This is a genomic window from Reyranella sp. GW821-FHT14A01, from assembly GCF_058803965.1.
The window spans coordinates 320028-336351 of sequence record NZ_JBXAPM010000006.1 but is presented as its reverse complement, the minus strand read 5'-3'; the positions used below and the strand labels follow the sequence as shown (position 1 = coordinate 336351).

Annotated in this window: 16 protein-coding genes; 6 read left to right on the top strand and 10 right to left on the bottom strand. The window is 65.1% G+C overall.

The window, feature by feature from the left end:
* Positions 1-157: 157 nt before the first annotated feature.
* The 3 genes from carA to greA all read left to right on the top strand — a co-directional run bounded on the left by carA (position 158) and on the right by greA (position 5168).
* Positions 158-1342: a glutamine-hydrolyzing carbamoyl-phosphate synthase small subunit gene (gene carA / locus AC1ROX_RS12880; protein ID WP_493126063.1), complete on the top strand. Its 1185-nt coding sequence runs from the start codon at positions 158-160 to the stop codon at positions 1340-1342.
* 7 nt (positions 1343-1349) lie between these two features.
* Positions 1350-4595 (top strand): carbamoyl-phosphate synthase large subunit, encoded by a 3246-nt coding sequence (gene carB / locus AC1ROX_RS12875; RefSeq protein ID WP_493126061.1) that lies wholly within the window; start codon positions 1350-1352, stop codon positions 4593-4595.
* Positions 4596-4694: 99 nt separating this feature from the next.
* A complete protein-coding gene (gene greA / locus AC1ROX_RS12870; protein WP_493126059.1) occupies positions 4695-5168 on the top strand; it encodes a transcription elongation factor GreA in 474 nt (157 codons plus the stop codon).
* Between the two features lie 257 nt (positions 5169-5425).
* Here greA and AC1ROX_RS12865 read toward each other — a convergent pair whose 3' ends face one another.
* From AC1ROX_RS12865 to AC1ROX_RS12855, 3 genes are all read right to left on the bottom strand, one after another.
* Positions 5426-5998, bottom strand: a complete 573-nt coding sequence (locus tag AC1ROX_RS12865) for an inner membrane-spanning protein YciB (protein ID WP_493126057.1) — start codon at positions 5996-5998, stop codon at positions 5426-5428.
* Between the two features lie 78 nt (positions 5999-6076).
* Positions 6077-6448: a nuclear transport factor 2 family protein gene (locus tag AC1ROX_RS12860; protein WP_493126055.1), complete on the bottom strand. Its 372-nt coding sequence runs from the start codon at positions 6446-6448 to the stop codon at positions 6077-6079.
* Positions 6449-6527: 79 nt separating this feature from the next.
* Positions 6528-7007 (bottom strand): Lrp/AsnC family transcriptional regulator, encoded by a 480-nt coding sequence (locus AC1ROX_RS12855; RefSeq protein WP_493126053.1) that lies wholly within the window; start codon positions 7005-7007, stop codon positions 6528-6530.
* Positions 7008-7187: 180 nt separating this feature from the next.
* Between AC1ROX_RS12855 and trxB the strand changes: the two genes are divergently transcribed.
* The 3 genes from trxB to AC1ROX_RS12840 all read left to right on the top strand — a co-directional run bounded on the left by trxB (position 7188) and on the right by AC1ROX_RS12840 (position 10333).
* Positions 7188-8159 carry a thioredoxin-disulfide reductase gene (gene trxB, locus AC1ROX_RS12850; RefSeq protein WP_493126051.1) on the top strand — a complete coding sequence of 324 codons (972 nt, stop codon included), beginning with the start codon at positions 7188-7190 and terminating at the stop codon, positions 8157-8159.
* Positions 8160-8189: 30 nt separating this feature from the next.
* Positions 8190-9080: a LysR family transcriptional regulator gene (locus AC1ROX_RS12845; protein WP_493126049.1), complete on the top strand. Its 891-nt coding sequence runs from the start codon at positions 8190-8192 to the stop codon at positions 9078-9080.
* Positions 9081-9454: 374 nt separating this feature from the next.
* Positions 9455-10333, top strand: a complete 879-nt coding sequence (locus tag AC1ROX_RS12840) for a DUF6492 family protein (RefSeq protein ID WP_493126048.1) — start codon at positions 9455-9457, stop codon at positions 10331-10333.
* Between the two features lie 10 nt (positions 10334-10343).
* On the opposite strand, the gene AC1ROX_RS12835 is transcribed toward AC1ROX_RS12840, so the two are convergent.
* The 7 genes from AC1ROX_RS12835 to AC1ROX_RS12805 all read right to left on the bottom strand — a co-directional run bounded on the left by AC1ROX_RS12835 (position 10344) and on the right by AC1ROX_RS12805 (position 16293).
* Entirely contained in the window at positions 10344-11471 is a 1128-nt protein-coding gene (locus AC1ROX_RS12835) for a CaiB/BaiF CoA transferase family protein (RefSeq protein WP_493126046.1), read from the bottom strand.
* Positions 11468-12634, bottom strand: coding sequence for an acyl-CoA dehydrogenase family protein (locus tag AC1ROX_RS12830; RefSeq protein ID WP_493112539.1), 1167 nt, complete (start codon positions 12632-12634; stop codon positions 11468-11470). The genes AC1ROX_RS12835 and AC1ROX_RS12830 overlap by 4 nt, the downstream gene beginning before the upstream one ends.
* A gap of 10 nt (positions 12635-12644) precedes the next feature.
* Positions 12645-12983, bottom strand: a complete 339-nt coding sequence (locus AC1ROX_RS12825; RefSeq protein WP_493126044.1) for a DUF7508 domain-containing protein — start codon at positions 12981-12983, stop codon at positions 12645-12647.
* Between the two features lie 2 nt (positions 12984-12985).
* Positions 12986-13747 carry an enoyl-CoA hydratase/isomerase family protein gene (locus tag AC1ROX_RS12820; RefSeq protein WP_493126042.1) on the bottom strand — a complete coding sequence of 254 codons (762 nt, stop codon included), beginning with the start codon at positions 13745-13747 and terminating at the stop codon, positions 12986-12988.
* 8 nt (positions 13748-13755) lie between these two features.
* Positions 13756-14727 (bottom strand): Bug family tripartite tricarboxylate transporter substrate binding protein, encoded by a 972-nt coding sequence (locus AC1ROX_RS12815; protein ID WP_493126040.1) that lies wholly within the window; start codon positions 14725-14727, stop codon positions 13756-13758.
* 71 nt (positions 14728-14798) lie between these two features.
* The gene (msrP, locus tag AC1ROX_RS12810) at positions 14799-15761 is read right to left on the bottom strand and encodes a protein-methionine-sulfoxide reductase catalytic subunit MsrP (protein ID WP_493126038.1); all 963 of its coding nucleotides are present in this window, start codon (positions 15759-15761) and stop codon (positions 14799-14801) included.
* A gap of 94 nt (positions 15762-15855) precedes the next feature.
* The gene (locus AC1ROX_RS12805) at positions 15856-16293 is read right to left on the bottom strand and encodes a hypothetical protein (protein WP_493126036.1); all 438 of its coding nucleotides are present in this window, start codon (positions 16291-16293) and stop codon (positions 15856-15858) included.
* Positions 16294-16324 lie beyond the last annotated feature (31 nt).

Here is a 16324-nt window from a genome sequence, read left to right as displayed (position 1 = left end):
AAAGCAAATAAGTTATTGAAATAGCTTAGAAATTGGCTGCCTTCCCCGCCTTGACCCTATGCGGCGGCTTGGTTACAAACCGCGCGGCTCGCTGATCGCCTCGCCCATCCGGGTCGGGGACGAGGCCGGGCGAGCCCCAGGAACGGGCAATTTCATCATGACTTCACCTAAGACCGCCGGCGCCCATGACGCCGCGCCGCGTTGGGCCACGGCCGCCCTCGTGCTGGCCGACGGGACGGTCTTCTGGGGCAAGGGAGTGGGCGCCGCCGGTCATGCGGTCGGCGAGGTCTGCTTCAATACCTCGATGACCGGGTACCAGGAGATCATCACCGATCCCTCCTATGCCGGCCAGATCATCACCTTCACCTTTCCGCATATCGGCAACGTCGGCACCAATCTCGAGGACATCGAGACGATCACCCCGGCCGCCCGCGGCGTCGTCCTGCGTGGCGACATCACCGAGCCGGCCAACTGGCGATCGGTGAAGCCGCTGAACGACTGGCTGAAGAGCCACAATCTGCCGGGTATCTGCGACGTCGACACGCGCGCCATCACGCGCCGCATCCGCGACGGCGGCCCGCCCAACGGCGTCGTCGTCCATGCGCCCGACGGCAAGTTCGACATTCCGAAGATGCGCCAGATCGCCCAGGACTGGCCGGGTCTCGACGGCATGGACCTGGCCCTCGAGGTCACGACCAAGCAGACCTACAATTGGGACGAGACCAAGTGGGAACTGGGCAAGGGTTACGGCAAGCTCGCCAAGCCCAAGTACCATGTCGTCGCCGTCGACTACGGCGCCAAGCGCAACATCCTGCGCTGCCTCGCCAATACCGGCTGCAAGGTAACGGTCGTGCCGGCGACGGCCACCGCCGAGGACATCCTGCGCCACAAGCCCGACGGCGTGTTCCTGTCCAACGGCCCCGGCGATCCCGCAGCGACGGCGGTCTATGCCGCGCCCGCCATCCAGGGCGTGCTCGACAAGAAGGTGCCGCTGTTCGGCATCTGCCTCGGACATCAGATGCTGGCGCTGACGCTCGGCGGCAAGACCCGCAAGATGGCGCGCGGCCATCGCGGCGCCAACCAGCCGGTCAAGGACCTGACGACCGGCAAGGTCGAGATCACGTCGCAGAACCACGGCTTCTGCGTCATCCCCGAATCGCTGCCCGAGAACACCGAGGTGACGCACGTCTCCTTGTTCGACGGCATCAACGAAGGCCTGCGCTGCACCGACAAGCCGGCCTTCTCGGTCCAGTATCACCCCGAAGCCTCGCCCGGCCCGACCGACAGCCATTATCTCTTCGACCGGTTCGTCGAGATGATCGACAAGAGCAAGGGCAAGTAGAGAAATCATGCCCAAGCGCACAGACATTAAATCCATCCTCGTCATCGGCGCCGGCCCGATCGTCATCGGCCAGGCCTGCGAGTTCGACTATTCCGGCGTCCAGGCCTGCAAGGCGCTGAAGGACGAGGGCTATCGCGTCATCCTGATCAACTCGAACCCGGCCACGATCATGACCGATCCGGGCCTGGTCGACGCCACCTACATCGAGCCGATCACGCCCGACTTCGTGGCGCGCATCATCGAGAAGGAAAAGCCCGACGCCATCCTGCCGACCATGGGCGGCCAGACGGCGCTCAACACGGCGATGTCGCTGCATCGCGACGGCCGTCTCACCAAGTACGGCGTCGAGCTGATCGGCGCCAATGCCGAGGCCATCGACAAGGCCGAGGACCGGCTGCTGTTCCGCGACGCCATGACCAAGATCGGGCTGACGTGCCCGAAGAGCGAGGTCGTGCACAATCGCGAGGAGGCGACCAGCGCGCTCGACCGCGTCGGCCTGCCGGCGATCATCCGCCCGTCCTTCACCCTGGGCGGTACCGGCGGCGGCATCGCCTACAATCGCGACGAATATTTCGACATCGTGCAGGGCGGCGTCGACGCCTCGCCGGTCGGCGAGGTGCTGGTCGAGGAATCCGTGCTCGGCTGGAAAGAGTACGAGATGGAGGTCGTGCGCGACCGCAACGACAACTGCATCATCATCTGCTCGATCGAGAACGTCGATCCGATGGGCGTGCATACCGGCGATTCGGTGACCGTCGCGCCGGCGCTGACGCTCACCGACAAGGAATACCAGATCATGCGTGACGCCTCGATCGCGTGCCTGCGCGAGATCGGCGTCGATACCGGCGGCTCGAACGTGCAGTTCGCCGTCGATCCGGCGACCGGCCGCATGGTCGTGATCGAGATGAACCCGCGCGTCTCGCGCTCCTCGGCGCTGGCCTCGAAGGCCACGGGTTTCCCGATCGCCAAGGTCGCGGCGCGGCTTGCCGTCGGCTACACGCTCGACGAGCTGCTGAACGACATCACCGGCGAGACCCCGGCCTCGTTCGAGCCGACGATCGACTATGTCGTCACCAAGATGCCGCGCTTCGCCTTCGAGAAATTCCCGGGCGCCGAGGCCCTGCTCAACACCTCGATGAAGAGCGTCGGCGAGGCCATGTCGATCGGCCGCACCTTCCAGGAATCGCTGCAGAAGGCGCTGCGTTCGATGGAGACGGGCCTGACCGGCCTGAACGAGATCGAGATCAAGGGCGCGCCCGACAAGTCGGCCATCGCCGGCGCACTGGCGCTGCCGACGCCCGACCGCATCCTGACGATCGCCCAAGCCTTCCGCCATGGGCTGAACGTCGACGAGATCGCCCAGGCCTCGAAGTACGAGCCGTGGTTCCTGCGCCAGATCGAGCAGCTCGTCGCCATCGAGGCGGACGTGCGCAAGAACGGCCTGCCGACGGACGCCAAGGCATTCTTCGACCTGAAGAAGAAGGGCTTCTCCGACGAGCGGCTGGCCGAGCTCACGAAGCAGGGCGCCGCTGACGTCGCAAAGAGGCGCCGGGCGCTCGGCGTGCGGCCGGTCTTCAAGCGCATCGACACCTGCGCCGCCGAGTTCGAATCGCGCACGCCCTATCTCTATTCCTGCTACGAGGGCGACGGCGTTCGGCCGGCCGAGTGCGAGGCCCAGCCGACCAACCGGCGCAAGGTCATCATCCTGGGCGGCGGTCCCAACCGCATCGGCCAGGGCATCGAGTTCGATTATTGCTGCGTCCATGCCGTCTACGCCCTGCGCGATGCCGGCTACGAGACCATCATGGTCAACTGCAATCCCGAGACGGTGTCGACCGACTACGACACGGCCGACCGGCTCTACTTCGAGCCGCTGACCGCCGAGGACGTGATCGAGCTGGTCGAGGTCGAGCGCGCCAAGGGCGAGCTGCTGGGCCTGATCGTGCAGTTCGGCGGCCAGACGCCGCTCAAGCTCGCCAAGCCGCTCGAGGCCGCGGGCATCCCGATCCTGGGCACGTCGCCCGACGCGATCGACCTCGCCGAGGACCGCGAACGCTTCCAGAAGCTGATCCACGAGCTGAAGCTGCGCCAGCCCGACAACGGCACGGCGACGTCGCAGGAGAAGGCGATCGAGATCGCCGAGAAGATCGGCTACCCGGTGGTGATCCGCCCGTCCTACGTGCTGGGTGGGCGCGCCATGCAGATCGTCTACGACCGCGCGGCGATCGAGCGCTACATGCGCGACGCCGTGAAGGTCTCGGGCAGCAACCCGGTGCTGATCGACTCCTACCTGCGCGACGCCATCGAGGTCGATGTCGATGCCCTGGCCGACAAGGACCACAATGTCTTCGTCGCCGGCGTCATGGAGCATATCGAGGAAGCGGGAATCCATTCCGGCGACTCGGCCTGCTCGCTGCCGCCTTATTCGCTGTCGGCCAAGATCCTGGCCGAGATCGAGCGCCAGACCGAGGCGATGGCCAAGGCGCTGGGCGTGGTCGGCCTGATGAACGTGCAGTTCGCCGTGAAGGACGGCGACGTGTACGTCCTCGAGGTCAATCCGCGCGCCAGCCGCACCGTGCCGTTCGTCGCCAAGGCGACCGGCCAGCCGATCGCCAAGTTCGCCGCCCGCCTGATGGCCGGCGAGGGCATGAAGTCGCTCGGCATCAAGAAGTCGAAGGCCAAGCACATCGCGGTCAAGGAGGCGGTATTCCCCTTCGCCCGCTTCCCCGGCGTCGACATCATCCTGGGACCCGAGATGCGCTCGACGGGCGAGGTCATGGGCCTCGACGTCGATTTCGGCCGCGCCTTCGCCAAGTCCCAGCTCGGGGCCGGCAGCAAGGTGCCGGTCGAGGGCGCGGTGTTCGTCTCGGTCAAGGACCCGGACAAGCAGGCGATGGTGAAGCCGGTGAAGCGGCTGGTCGAACTCGGCTTCAAGGTCCTGGCGACCCGCGGTACCTCCGAATTCCTGCGCAAGCACGGGATCGAGGCGCAGCAGGTCAACAAGGTGCTGCAGGGCCGGCCGCACATCGTCGACCTGATGAAGGACGGCAAGGTGCACCTCGTCTTCAACACCGTCGATGGTGCGAGCGCGCTCACGGACAGCTTCACGCTCCGGCGCACCGCCCTGATGCACAAGATCGCCTATTACACGACGGTCGCCGGCGCCAAGGCGTCGGTCGAGGGCATCGCGGCGGTCAAGCAAGGCGGCCTAGACGTCGCGCCCCTGCAATCCTACTTCAAGACCGCTTTCTAGGCTTCCCACCTCCGCTCCTGCCCGCAATGCGCCGGTTTGCACCCGTTTCCGGTCGCGTTGGGCGTTGACGCCGTACGAGTGATCAAGGACGATTTGGCAATGGAACGTATTCCCATGACGGCCGAGGGGCTTCAGCGCCTCGAGGCGGAACTGAAAGTGCTGAAGAGCGTGGAGCGCCCGGCGATCATCAAGGCGATCGCGACGGCGCGCGAGCACGGCGATCTCTCGGAGAACGCCGAATATACATCCGCGCGCGAAAAGCAGAGTTTCATCGAGGGTCGCATTGCCGAGCTCGAGGACATCATCTCGCGCACCGAGGTGATCGACTTCTCGAGGCTCACCGGCAAGGTCATCAAGTTCGGCGCCACCGTGCGCCTGGCCGATGAGGACACCGACGAGAAGGTGAAATACCAGATCGTCGGCCCCTACGAGGCCGACCTCGCCAGGGGCCGGATCTCGATCACCTCGCCGATCGGCCGGGCCCTGATCGGCAAGACCGTCGGCGACACGGTCGAGGTCCAGACCCCGAGCGGCGGCAAGTCCTACGAAGTGGTGGGCGTGCAGTTCAACTAGAGCAGTGTACTCTAGGTTCGAGCGTATCCCGCTTTCCCGGCTGTTGCCGCCTTGCGCAGGCCGAGCCGAGGTTATCCAGGACATCCCAGGCACCGATCCTCGCAATGTCCAGGCCACCACAACCCCGGAATCGCTCCCGGCGCGGGGGAGGGCCTGTCCGTTTCGTTCGTTTCGTCTATTTCGTTTGTTTCGGTTGTGCCTCTTGGCGGTGTCGCCGGGGTGGAGGGTCGGAGAATCCCTTTCGATTCCTTTTCAAATCATGACGCTCCAGCCGCCATCATGGCGCGCGCCCGGCGGATGCCGGTCGACTTCATGATGGCGTACTGGAGGCCGAACAGGCCGATCTTGCTGCCGATCGCCCAGACCGACTTCACGGCGGCCCAGGTCGTGACGTCGAGCGTGAGCGCCAGCGCGATGTTGAGCGCGGCCGAGAAGAACATCAGCCCCGCCCAGACATAGCCGAAGGTGATGGCGAGGTCGGGCACGGTCGCCTGCGCGATCGGCGGCAGGTAGCGGGTCATCCAGCCGCGTTTCAGCATCACCACGCCGACGAGGACGTAGATGATGCTGGGCTTCAGCATGATGAAGAGCGGGTCGTCGGTCACGAATGTCGCGGCGCCCGAGCTGAAGATGATGACGAGGCTCAGCCATTGCAGCGCCTCGACAGGCTGCTTGTGGATGAGCTGCCAGCCGATCTGGGCGACGCCCAGCGCCATGCCGAGCCCGACCGCGAGGAAGAGATTGCCGGTGACGACGTAGACGGCAAGGAAGAGCAGCGTCGATGCCAGGTCGAGCAGCAGGACCTTCGACGCCTGGAAGAGGTTCTTCATGGCTGGCGACCCTCAGTCTTTGTGATAACGCCGTGTATCTAAACGACGCTATCAATACACGGCGTTTCCCGCAAGAGCTCAGACGACGACTTTTATGTACGTGTCCTTCATCACGATCAGCCCTCGGCGGAAGGTGTAGAGGTCGCAGCCCAGCCATTCCTGGCGCTCGCCGGTCTTCAAGGTCGCGGTCCGGTGCCATTCGGTCACCGCCCGGTCGCCGTGGATGAATTCGTTCGTATGGGTCCACTTCACGTCGCCGGCGCTGGCGAACAGGGGCTCGAAGTAGCTGCGGATCGCTGCCTTGCCCTTGAAGCTCTGGCCCCAGTAGTCGGGGCCCTTGGCGTTGCGGAACTCACCGTCCTCGGCGAAGGAGTTGACGATCCCATCGACGTCGCGCCGGGCAAAGGCGTCGGCGACGCGGTGCAGGATCTCGAAGGTGACGTCGGTCATCGGGCCTTGCTCCATTATTACCGCGCGGGCTCTCGCGGTTGGTTACAACCGCTGCCGCCCGCCCCGATTTCGACGGACGCTACGCCTCCGTCGAAATCGGTACTCCGGGAATCTCCTTCGCCGTGCGGAACACCATCATCGACTTCACATGGCTGACGTTAGGCGCCGAGGTGAGGCGGGTCGTCAGGAATTTCTGGTAGTCGTCCCAGGTCTCGGCCACGATCTTGAGCAGGAAGTCGGCCTCGCCGGCCAGCATGTGGCATTCGCGGACCTCGTCCCACTTGGCGATCAGCTCCTCGAACGCCTTGAGGTCGGCTTCGGCCTGGCTGTTCAGTCCCACCAGGGCGAACACCGACACGCTGTAGCCCAACGCCTCGGGGCTCAATTCCGCATGATAACCCTTGATGATGCCGGCCCGTTCCAGGGCGCGCACGCGGCGCAGGCAGGGTGGGGCTGAAATCCCGGCCCGTTCAGCCAGTTCCACGTTCGTCATGCGTCCATTGGACTGCAGGTCGCTAAGAATTCGCCGGTCAATTCGATCGAGCTTGGCCCGAGCCATCCGTATTCCTCTCCGTTGGCCGCGGTCTATGCCAGAACTGTGCCGAGCACGCAATAAAGTTGCGAGATTTCGTCGATTGGCTGTGAACAATTGCGTGTGAAATTCAACATCAACCCGTGCAACTCAGGTGAGGTTTGCATATATGTCGAAGATATGCGGTTGGCGGGATGCGGAGCGGACATGGCAGAAACTCATCGTAGTAAGGTAATGATCCTGGGCTCCGGACCGGCGGGTTACACGGCGGCCATCTACGCCGCGCGGGCCAGCCTGAAGCCCATGCTGGTGCAGGGCATCCAGCCCGGCGGGCAGCTCACGATCACGACCGACGTCGAGAACTATCCGGGTTTCGCGGACGTCATCCAGGGCCCCTGGCTGATGGAGCAGATGCAGAAGCAGGCCGAGCATGTCGGCACGAAGCTGTTCTTCGACACCATCGTCGATGTCGACCTCTCCAAGCGGCCGTTCGTCTGCCTGGGCGATTCCGGTGACCGTTACGAGGCCGATGCTCTCGTCATCGCCACCGGCGCCACGGCGAAATGGCTGGGCCTGCCGACGGAAGAAACCTTCCGCGGCGGCGGCGTGTCGGCCTGTGCGACCTGCGACGGGTTCTTCTTCCGCAACAAGGACGTGGTGGTGGTCGGCGGCGGCAACACGGCGGTCGAGGAGGCACTCTATCTCACGCACCACGCCTCGAAGGTGACGCTGGTCCATCGCCGCGACAGTTTCCGCGCCGAGAAGATCCTGCAGGATCGCCTGTTCAAGAACCCGAAGGTCACGGTCGTGTGGGATCACGTCGTCGACGAGGTCCTCGGCGAGAAGACGCCGGCGCCGATCGTCACGGGCGCGCGCCTGCGCAACGTGAAGACGGGTGCCGTGCACGACATCAAGACCGACGGTTTCTTCGTGGCGATCGGCCACTCGCCCAACACCGAATTGTTCAAGGGCAAGCTCGAGATGGACGGCGAGGGCTACCTGATCACCAGACCGGATTCGACGGCGACCAACATCGAGGGCGTCTACGCGGCCGGCGACGTGCAGGACAAGGTTTTCCGGCAGGCCGTGACGGCCGCGGGCACCGGCTGCATGGCCGCGCTCGAGGCCGAGAAGTGGTTGGCGGCACAGGAGGCACGCCACGCCCAAGCCGCCGACTAGGTGGCAAGCGTGGACAGGGGAGGCAATGAAATGGACTGGGACAAGCTGCGGATTTTCCAGGCCGTGGCGGACGCCGGCAGCTTCACTCATGCGGGCGAATCGCTGAAGCTCAGCCAGTCGGCGATCTCGCGCCAGATCGGCGCGCTCGAGGAACAGCTCGGCGTCATGCTGTTCCATCGCCATGCGCGCGGTCTCATCCTGACGGAGCAGGGGGAACTGCTCTACCGCACGGCGCGCGACATGGCCGCCAAGGTCAACACCGCCGAGGCGCTGCTGCGCGCCAACCAGGACAAGCCGGCGGGGCGGCTCAAGATCCACGCCACGGTGGGCTTCGGTTCGACCTGGCTCACGACCCAGATGCACGAGTTCATCGCGCTCTATCCCGAGATCGACGTGAGCCTCGTCCTGTCCGACAACGAGCTCGATCTCGGCATGCGCGAGGCCGACGTCGCCATCCGCATGGTGATGCCGCGCCAGCCCGGGCTGGTGCAGCGTCACCTGCTGACGGTTCGCAGCCACGTCTATGCCTCGCACGGCTACGTCCAGAAGTACGGCAAGCCCAACACGATCGACGAACTCGACCAGCACCGGCTGATCATCTTCGGCGAGGATGCACGGGCGCCCGTCCAGGACGTGAACTGGCTGCTGCGCGAGGGCAATGCCGACCAGAATCCGCGTCTGGTGGTGCTGCGGGTCAACAACACCTACGGCATCTTCCGCGCCGTCGAATCCGGCCTCGGCATCGCCTCGCTGCCGGACTATCTGGCACGCGAATCGACCAAGCTCGAAATGCTGCTGCCGGATCTCAACGTCCGCACGACCGATGTCTATTTCACATACCCAGAGGAACTGCGGCACTCCAAGCGCATCGCCGTGTTCCGGGATTTCTTGCTGCGGAAGGTCGCGGAGACTCGTTTCTGATCCGTGAGACTTGCAGGATTGCATAGTTAGTGAAAGGCATGCGCATGTCGCATGCCAGTGTCCAAAACTTCACCACTACCAATCCTGCTCGCGAAGCATAGGTTGAGTGCAGGTATTCGACACGAACGGTTTCGGCTGATCGCGTTCGAAACTCGGGATCCTCATGATCCCACGTCTCCCAGACGTGAAGCCTCCCTGTTTGACTCGCCGGGCCCTTGGGCCCGGCGTTTTTTTGTCCAGGCGGAGCATCGCGGGTTAGCCCGCGATGTGCATGTGGGTCGATGTGCCGCTGATCCGCATGTTTTCAGGCGATTGCCTATCAATTGATATGGAGCCGGCCAGCGACCATATGTAGTTTCTGAGTACCCTGGCCCATGTTTTCTGAAATCAGACAAGGAATCCTCCCCCTCGCACTGCGCAACATCAAGCGCTTGGGCGATCTGGAGCGTGCCGGTCTTCTGATCGAATCGCTGTCCAAGCACTGGCGGGACAGCAAGCCTTTCGAGCTGCTGATCATTGCCCCCAATCGCGACGCGAATCTGTTGCGCTCCAACCTGCCGCGCTTCCCCAACATCGAAGTGACGGTGCGCCGGGAGCGCGATTTCTTCCCGGCCTTCAGCCCTTTTTATCTGATGACCGGTTGGTACCGGCAGCAGATCGTGAAGTTGCACGTGCCGGCAATATTGGGATTCGGCGGCTATTTCACCCTGGATTCGGATGTCTGCTGCGTCGGCGACTTCGATTCCCGCAGCTTCGTGCAATATGACCGGGCGCTCTCGCGCTGGGAGCCCAAGCAGCATCACGACTGGTGGCAGAGCGCGTCCGAGGTGATCGGCATACCCTACGATGCCAGGTCGCACGGGCTCTCGGTCACGCCGAACATCCTGCACGGCGACCTGGCCCGGCAGACCCTCGAACAGCTGCGCGGCCCGCGGCTCAGCGCGATGGCGTCGTTGCTGATGTGGAAGGCGCGCAAGCCACTGCAGGTGCCGTGGACGGAATATTCCCTCTACACCAGCGCGGCCGAGATCAACGGCACGCTCTACGATTATCACGCCGAGTGGGACACCTGTTACACGTCGGACGTCCAGCTGTTCTCGGAACAGTCCTGCGTCTGGGGCGCCGACGATTTCGAGCGCCTGGTCCGGCTGCCCAACGGGACCGACCCCGGCGGCAAGTTCATCATCGTGCAAAGCCATGCGCGCATCCCGCTCCAGCAGGTGCGCGACTACTGCCTGAGCTTTGCCGGCTAGGCTTTCCCGCTCAGATCTTTCCGTTGTGCTCGCCGATCTTCGGCGCCTTTTCGTCACCGCCCGCCCGCTTGCCGTCGATGCTGAGCGGAAGGCCGTGGAAGAGGGCGTTCGAGCCGGCATAGGGCTGCATGAACATCGCCAGCGCCGCGACTTGGGCCAGCTCCATCACCTGCGGCACGGAATTGAGCGGCCCGTTGGGCACGCCCAGCGCATCGAGCTTCGCTGCCCAATGGGCGCGCGGATGTTCCTTCATGATGTCGGCGATCATGCCCAGCAGCAGGTCGCGCCGCTCGGCGCGCTGGACGTTGGTCCGGAAGCGCTCCTCGTCGGGCCATTCGGGATGGCCCAGCGCCTCGGCGAATTTGCGCCACAGCCGGTCGTTGCCCGGGCAGATCATCAGCGGCCCGTCGCTGCATTCGAACGCCTGGTAGGGCGTCAGCGACGGATGGCCCGTGCCCTGGCGCGGCGGCATCTTGCCGGTGACCGACCAGCCCGCGACATGGTTGGACGCCCACATCAGCCCGCTCTCGAACAGCGAGGTGTTCACCAGGCTGCCCTGGCCGGTGGCCGTGCGTTTGGCCAGCGCCGCCAGCACGCCGATCGCCGTCCACATGCCGGTCGACAGATCGATGATCGACACGCCGATGCGCGCCTCGGGTCCCGTCGGATCGCCGTTCAATGAGATGAGGCCGGCGACGGCCTGGATGATCGGCTCGTAGCCCGGCCGGTCCTTCCACGGCCCGGCATGGCCGAAGGCGCCGAGATCGGCATAGATCAGGCGCGGGAAGCGCCTGGTGAGCGTCGCCCCGTCGAAGCCGAACATGGCCGGCACGTCGGCGCGCAGATTGTGCACGAAGATGTCGGCCGTCCCGATGCGCTCGATCAGCGCTTCGCGTTGCGCGGCATCGGCGAGATCGCAGGTGATCGACTTCTTGCCGCGGTTCAGGGCGATGAAGCCGGTCGCATCGCCCTCGACGAAGGGAGGGCCCCATTTGCGGGCATCGTCGCCCTCGGGACGCTCGACCTTGATCACCTCGGCGCCGAGGAAAGCCAGGATCTGCCCGCAATAGGGACCGGCCAGGTTCTGCCCGAACTCGATGACCTTGATGCCCGCCAGAGGTCCGGCAGCGGTACTCATCGCAGGTTGCTCCCCAGGATCTCGCGCGCGATCACCATGCGCTGGACCTCGCTGGGGCCTTCGCCGACCCGGCGGATGCGCATCTCGCGATACCAGCGCTCCAGCGGCAGGTCCTTGGTCATGCCCATGCCGCCGTGGATCTGCATGGCGCGGTCGACCACTCGGCCGCCGCCTTCCGACGCGGTCAGCTTGGCGATCGAGGCCTCGATCTTGAAGGGCAGGCCGCGCCGCGCTTTCTCGGCGGCTTCCAGGGTGAAATGGCGCGCGGTGCGGATGTCGATCTCGTTGTCGACCAGCATCCATTGCACGGCCTGGCGATGCGACAGCTTCTCGCCGAAGGTCGAGCGCATCTTGGCCCATTCGATCGCCATCTCGTGCGCGGCGATGGCGACGCCGATGCAGCCCGCGGCATAGGGGATGCGCTGGCGCGTGAGGCGATCGTTGGCGACGGCAAAGCCCTTGTTCACCTCGCCCAGCACCTGGTGATCGGAGACCCAGCAATCCTTGAATTCGAGCTCGGTCGCATAGTGCGAGGAGCGTAGCGTGTGGACGACACGGCGCACATGGAAGCCCGGCGTGTCGCTGTCGATGATGAAGCAGGTGATGCCGGCGCGGCCCTTCGACGAATCGGTGCGGGCGAAGACGATGCCGTACTGCGCGCGGTCGGCATTGGAGATGAAGATCTTGGCGCCGTTCAGCACCCAGCCATTGTCCTTGCGCTCGGCCTTCGTCTGGATGGCGCGCGCCGGATCGCTGCCGCCCGACGGTTCGGTGAGGCCGAAGAACGCCTTCTTCTCGCCGCGCAGGGTCGGATAGAGGTAGCGCTCCTTCTGGTCGTCGTTGGCCTCGAAGATCTGCGCCAGGCCCGCGCCGCCGAAGGTGCCGTAGCAGGGCACGTAAAGACCGGCGCGATGCTGGGCCATCTCGATGGCCAGCAGGACGCGCGTCACGATGTCGATGTCGGGCCCGCCATATTCCTTCGGGATGTCGATGCCGAACAGGCCCATCGCCTTGGTCTTCTCGACCAGCCGCGCATGATCGGCGGGATCGAGTTCGGACGCATCGGGATCGAGCTTGGCTTCGAGCGGGATGATCTCCTCGCGCACAAACCGGCGGACTTGGTCGATCAGCAGTTGCTGTTCTTCGCTGGGCTCGAAATCCATCTCGATCCTCTTAATTCGGGCTCAAACGTCCCAGCGGGGGCGGGTTCTTTTCGTTGTCGGGGGGCAGGGCGCCGTGGTCGGCCTTGTGCACCATCAGCAGTTCGAACCAGCGCGTGCGGTACTGCTGGTTCACTTCGACGCGGAACTGGCAGCCGTCGCCGCGCTCCTTGTGCTCGCGCTGCAGTTCGGAGCGCAGCCCGAACGGCGAGCGGGCGCCGGCCTGGCCGATGAACAGCACGATGCCCTTGGCATCGGCCACCTGATAGACGCCGAGCTGGCCCGGCAGGCGCTGCGCGGTCTCCGCGGTCAGCGGCTGCCAGGGTTTGTCGAGACGCAGCCGCAGGGACATGGCTATTTCCCTTGGAACTTGGCGGTGCGCTTTTCCAGCCGCGCCTTCATGCCTTCCTGCGCGTCCTGGCTCTTCATCGCCGCCTGCACCAGCGCATCGACATCGTCGTGCTTGATGCCGTCGCGGAACTCGAGCTGCTTCACCGTCAGCGCCTTCATGGCCTTGAGCGAGAGCGGCGCGTTGGCGGCCAGTCGGTCGACGACCTTCGACGCCTCGGCCTCGAGCTGGTCGGCCGGCACGCAACGCGCGATCAGGCCCAGCGCATGCAGCTTCGTCGACGGCAAAGGGTCTCCCAGCAGCAACATCTCACGCGTGGTCACCGGTCCCAGCACTTCCATCAGCTTCTTGCCCAGGAACCAGTTGGGCGCGAGGCCAACCTGGGCGAGCGACATGCCGAAGCGCGCCTTCTGGCTCGCCACGACGAGATCGCAATGGAGCGCCAGCTCGTTGCCGCCGGCGATGGCGTCGCCATGGACGACCGCGACCACCGGGAGCGGGCAGAGCTCGACCGCGCGCAGCATCACCTCGATGCCGCTGGCGCTTCCGCCGCCGACCGTGCCGCGTCGCTCGGCCATGTCGAGGCCGGCGCAGAACACGTCGCCCTTGCCGCGGATCACGACCACGCGATCCTCGGCCGCGACCGGTGCCTGCAGCGCCTCGATCATCTCGCGCATCAGCTCGCTGTCGAGTGCGTTGCGCTTCTCCGGCCGGTTCATCCAGATGGTTTTGACCGGGCCGTCCTTCTCGATGATGACCTTGCTCATGGCGCCCCTCACTCCGGCTCGATGCCGGCGGCCTTGATCTCCTTGGTCCACCAGGCCGTCTCGGCCTTCACGTAGGCGGCGAATTCGTCGAGCGGAAGCGGGGCGATCTCCATGCGGCCCTGGGTCATCGCCTTGGCAGTCGCCGGATCCTTCAGCGCTTCGGCGATGGCGTCGGCCAGGACCTTCTGCACGTCCTTGGGCGTTCCGGCCGGCGCGAACACGGCCAGCCAGTAGACCAGCGAATAACCCGGCACCGCTTCGGCGATCGCCGGCAGGTTGGGCGTGACCGTCGTGCGCTTCGGACCGGTGGTCGCGAGGCCGCGCACGCGGCCGGCCTCGATCTGGGTCAGCGCCTGCGGCAGGTCGGGGAACATCACCTGGACCTGGCCCGAAGCCACGTCGCCCAGCGCCTGCGGGCTCGCCTTGTAGGGCACCCGCTCCATCTTCACGCCGGCCAGCTGGTTGAACATCTCGCCCGAGAGGCGCTGCGAGGCGCTGGCCTCGGCGTAGTTCAGCTTGCCGGGATTCTTCCTGGCGTACTCGACCAGCTCGGCGGTGGTCTTGATCGGCAGGTCGTTGTTCACGACCAGCGCATTGACGCCCATCACGCAGCGCATGATCGGCGCGAAATCCTTGTCGATGTCGTAGCTCAGCTTCTTGAACAGGGCGCCGTTGGCTGAATTCGTCGTGTTGGTGCCCATCATCAGCGTGTAGCCGTCGGCCGGCGCGGTCGCGACGGCGGAGGCACCGAGCTGGCCGCTGGCGCCGGGCTTGTTCTCGATGACGATCGGCTGCTTCAGGATGTCCTGCAGCTTGGCGCCGAGGCCGCGCGCCGTCAGGTCCGTCGCGCTGCCGGCCGCGAAGGGCACGACGATCTTGATCGGCTTGTTGGGATAGGCCTGCGCGAAGGCGGCCTTGGACAGCGAGCCTGCGGCCATGGCGGCGGCGCCGGCCAGGGTCGTACGACGGTTGAGTTTCACGTTTCCTCCCAAAGCCTTTCCGGCCGGGTTCCGTTTTAGCGGCCCGGCGCGGCGAGGCAAAGGAGGGCGGGCTACATGAAGAGCTTTTCCGCCTTGCGGTCAGCGTAGAGGCCGGCCACGAACTCGGCATAACCGTTGTAGAGCAGGGTCGGGATGCGCTGCTCGCTGCCCAGCGGCTTCTCGGTGGCCTGGCTCCAGCGCGGATGGGCGACCTGCGGGTTCACGTTGGCCCAGAAGCCGTACTCGCTGGATTGCAGCCCCTCCCAGAAGGTCTTGGGCTTCGTGTCGGTGAACTCGACGCTGACGATCGACTTCACGTTCTTGAACCCGTACTTCCACGGCGCCACGAGGCGCAGCGGGGCGCCGTTCTGCTTGTGGATCGGCTTGCCGTAGAGGCCGGTCGCGATGAAGGCGAGGTCGTTCATCGCCTCGTCCATCGCCAGACCCTCGGTGTAGGGCCACGGGTAGAGCAGGTCGCGCTGCTCGCGCATCACCGAGGGCTTGGACAGGGTCTTCATGACGATGAATTTGGCGCTGCTCAATGGCTTGCAGACCTCGACCAGCGAGCGCACCGGGAAGCCGCTCCACGGCACGATCATCGACCAGGTCTCGACGCAGCGATGGCGGTAGACGCGCTCCTCGAGCTGCACCTTGGCCAGGAGATCGTCGATACCGATCTCGAACGGCTTCTCGACCAGGCCGCTCACCTTGATGGTCCAAGGCCGCACCTCGAGCTTCTGGGCGTCGCGCCAGATGCTCTTGTCGGTGCCGAACTCGTAGAAGTTGTTGTAGGTCGTGGCGAGCTTCTCCGCCGTCATCGGCGTCGGCACGCCGTACTTGTCGTTGCGCTGCGCGGGATAGAGTTTGGCGGAGGGATCGGCCGACTTGTCCTGCGCCATCGCCATGCCGGGCAGGGCAAGCGAGGCCGCACCCAACCCCATGGCACGCAGCATTGAGCGCCGGTTGAGATAGTGGCTCTCCGAAGTCGCCTTCGACTCAGGCAGCTCCCAGCCTTTCGTGCGCTTGATCAGCATCGTCCAACTCCTGTTACGCCGTGACCACAGATGGCCCCGACGCCGGGCGGCCGCAAATCAACCCTGCTCACCGCAGCGTGACGTAGCGTCAGCCTTACGGCTGCGAATTGGTCACGTCGAGCAGGGTCGGCCACATGACGTCGCGCCAGGCATTGTTGCCGACGGCGGTGAAGGTGATCTGTCCACCCTGAATGAGGAAGAAGCGTGGCGTCTCGGCGCCCTGTTCCACACCGACCTGGCTCATCAGGAAGGCGTCGAGCACCCAGCGCAGGTCCGACGGCCAGCTCGCGGGCTTCAGCAGCAGCGCCGGCGTCTTGGTGAACACGATGCGGTAATCGAGCTTCTGGAAAACCGGGGCCTGCTTGAAGAGCGGCTCCCACTGCGTGCGCCAGATCTTGCAGGCTTCCGACGTCTCGTCGCCGGCGAAGATCAGGATGGGCTTGGCATTACCCTGGGCGGCGGCGGCGCGCGCCAATACCGGCGCGGCAGCCAGCGACATGCCGGCCGCGATCACGCTACGTCTCTTCAACATCGAACTACGTCTCCCCCTCGTGGAAGCTCCC

What these genes read in the sequence shown, in the direction of transcription:
- carA (WP_493126063.1), top strand. Translation starts at nt 158, where the DNA reads ATGACTTCACCTAAGACCGCCGGCGCCCATGACGCCGCGCCGCGTTGG.
- carB (WP_493126061.1), top strand. Translation starts at nt 1,350, where the DNA reads ATGCCCAAGCGCACAGACATTAAATCCATCCTCGTCATCGGCGCCGGC.
- greA (WP_493126059.1), top strand. Translation starts at nt 4,695, where the DNA reads ATGGAACGTATTCCCATGACGGCCGAGGGGCTTCAGCGCCTCGAGGCG.
- AC1ROX_RS12865 (WP_493126057.1), bottom strand. Translation starts at nt 5,998, where the DNA reads ATGAAGAACCTCTTCCAGGCGTCGAAGGTCCTGCTGCTCGACCTGGCA.
- AC1ROX_RS12860 (WP_493126055.1), bottom strand. Translation starts at nt 6,448, where the DNA reads ATGACCGACGTCACCTTCGAGATCCTGCACCGCGTCGCCGACGCCTTT.
- AC1ROX_RS12855 (WP_493126053.1), bottom strand. Translation starts at nt 7,007, where the DNA reads ATGGCTCGGGCCAAGCTCGATCGAATTGACCGGCGAATTCTTAGCGAC.
- trxB (WP_493126051.1), top strand. Translation starts at nt 7,188, where the DNA reads ATGGCAGAAACTCATCGTAGTAAGGTAATGATCCTGGGCTCCGGACCG.
- AC1ROX_RS12845 (WP_493126049.1), top strand. Translation starts at nt 8,190, where the DNA reads ATGGACTGGGACAAGCTGCGGATTTTCCAGGCCGTGGCGGACGCCGGC.
- AC1ROX_RS12840 (WP_493126048.1), top strand. Translation starts at nt 9,455, where the DNA reads ATGTTTTCTGAAATCAGACAAGGAATCCTCCCCCTCGCACTGCGCAAC.
- AC1ROX_RS12835 (WP_493126046.1), bottom strand. Translation starts at nt 11,471, where the DNA reads ATGAGTACCGCTGCCGGACCTCTGGCGGGCATCAAGGTCATCGAGTTC.
- AC1ROX_RS12830 (WP_493112539.1), bottom strand. Translation starts at nt 12,634, where the DNA reads ATGGATTTCGAGCCCAGCGAAGAACAGCAACTGCTGATCGACCAAGTC.
- AC1ROX_RS12825 (WP_493126044.1), bottom strand. Translation starts at nt 12,983, where the DNA reads ATGTCCCTGCGGCTGCGTCTCGACAAACCCTGGCAGCCGCTGACCGCG.
- AC1ROX_RS12820 (WP_493126042.1), bottom strand. Translation starts at nt 13,747, where the DNA reads ATGAGCAAGGTCATCATCGAGAAGGACGGCCCGGTCAAAACCATCTGG.
- msrP (WP_493126038.1), bottom strand. Translation starts at nt 15,761, where the DNA reads ATGCTGATCAAGCGCACGAAAGGCTGGGAGCTGCCTGAGTCGAAGGCG.
- AC1ROX_RS12805 (WP_493126036.1), bottom strand. Translation starts at nt 16,293, where the DNA reads ATGTTGAAGAGACGTAGCGTGATCGCGGCCGGCATGTCGCTGGCTGCC.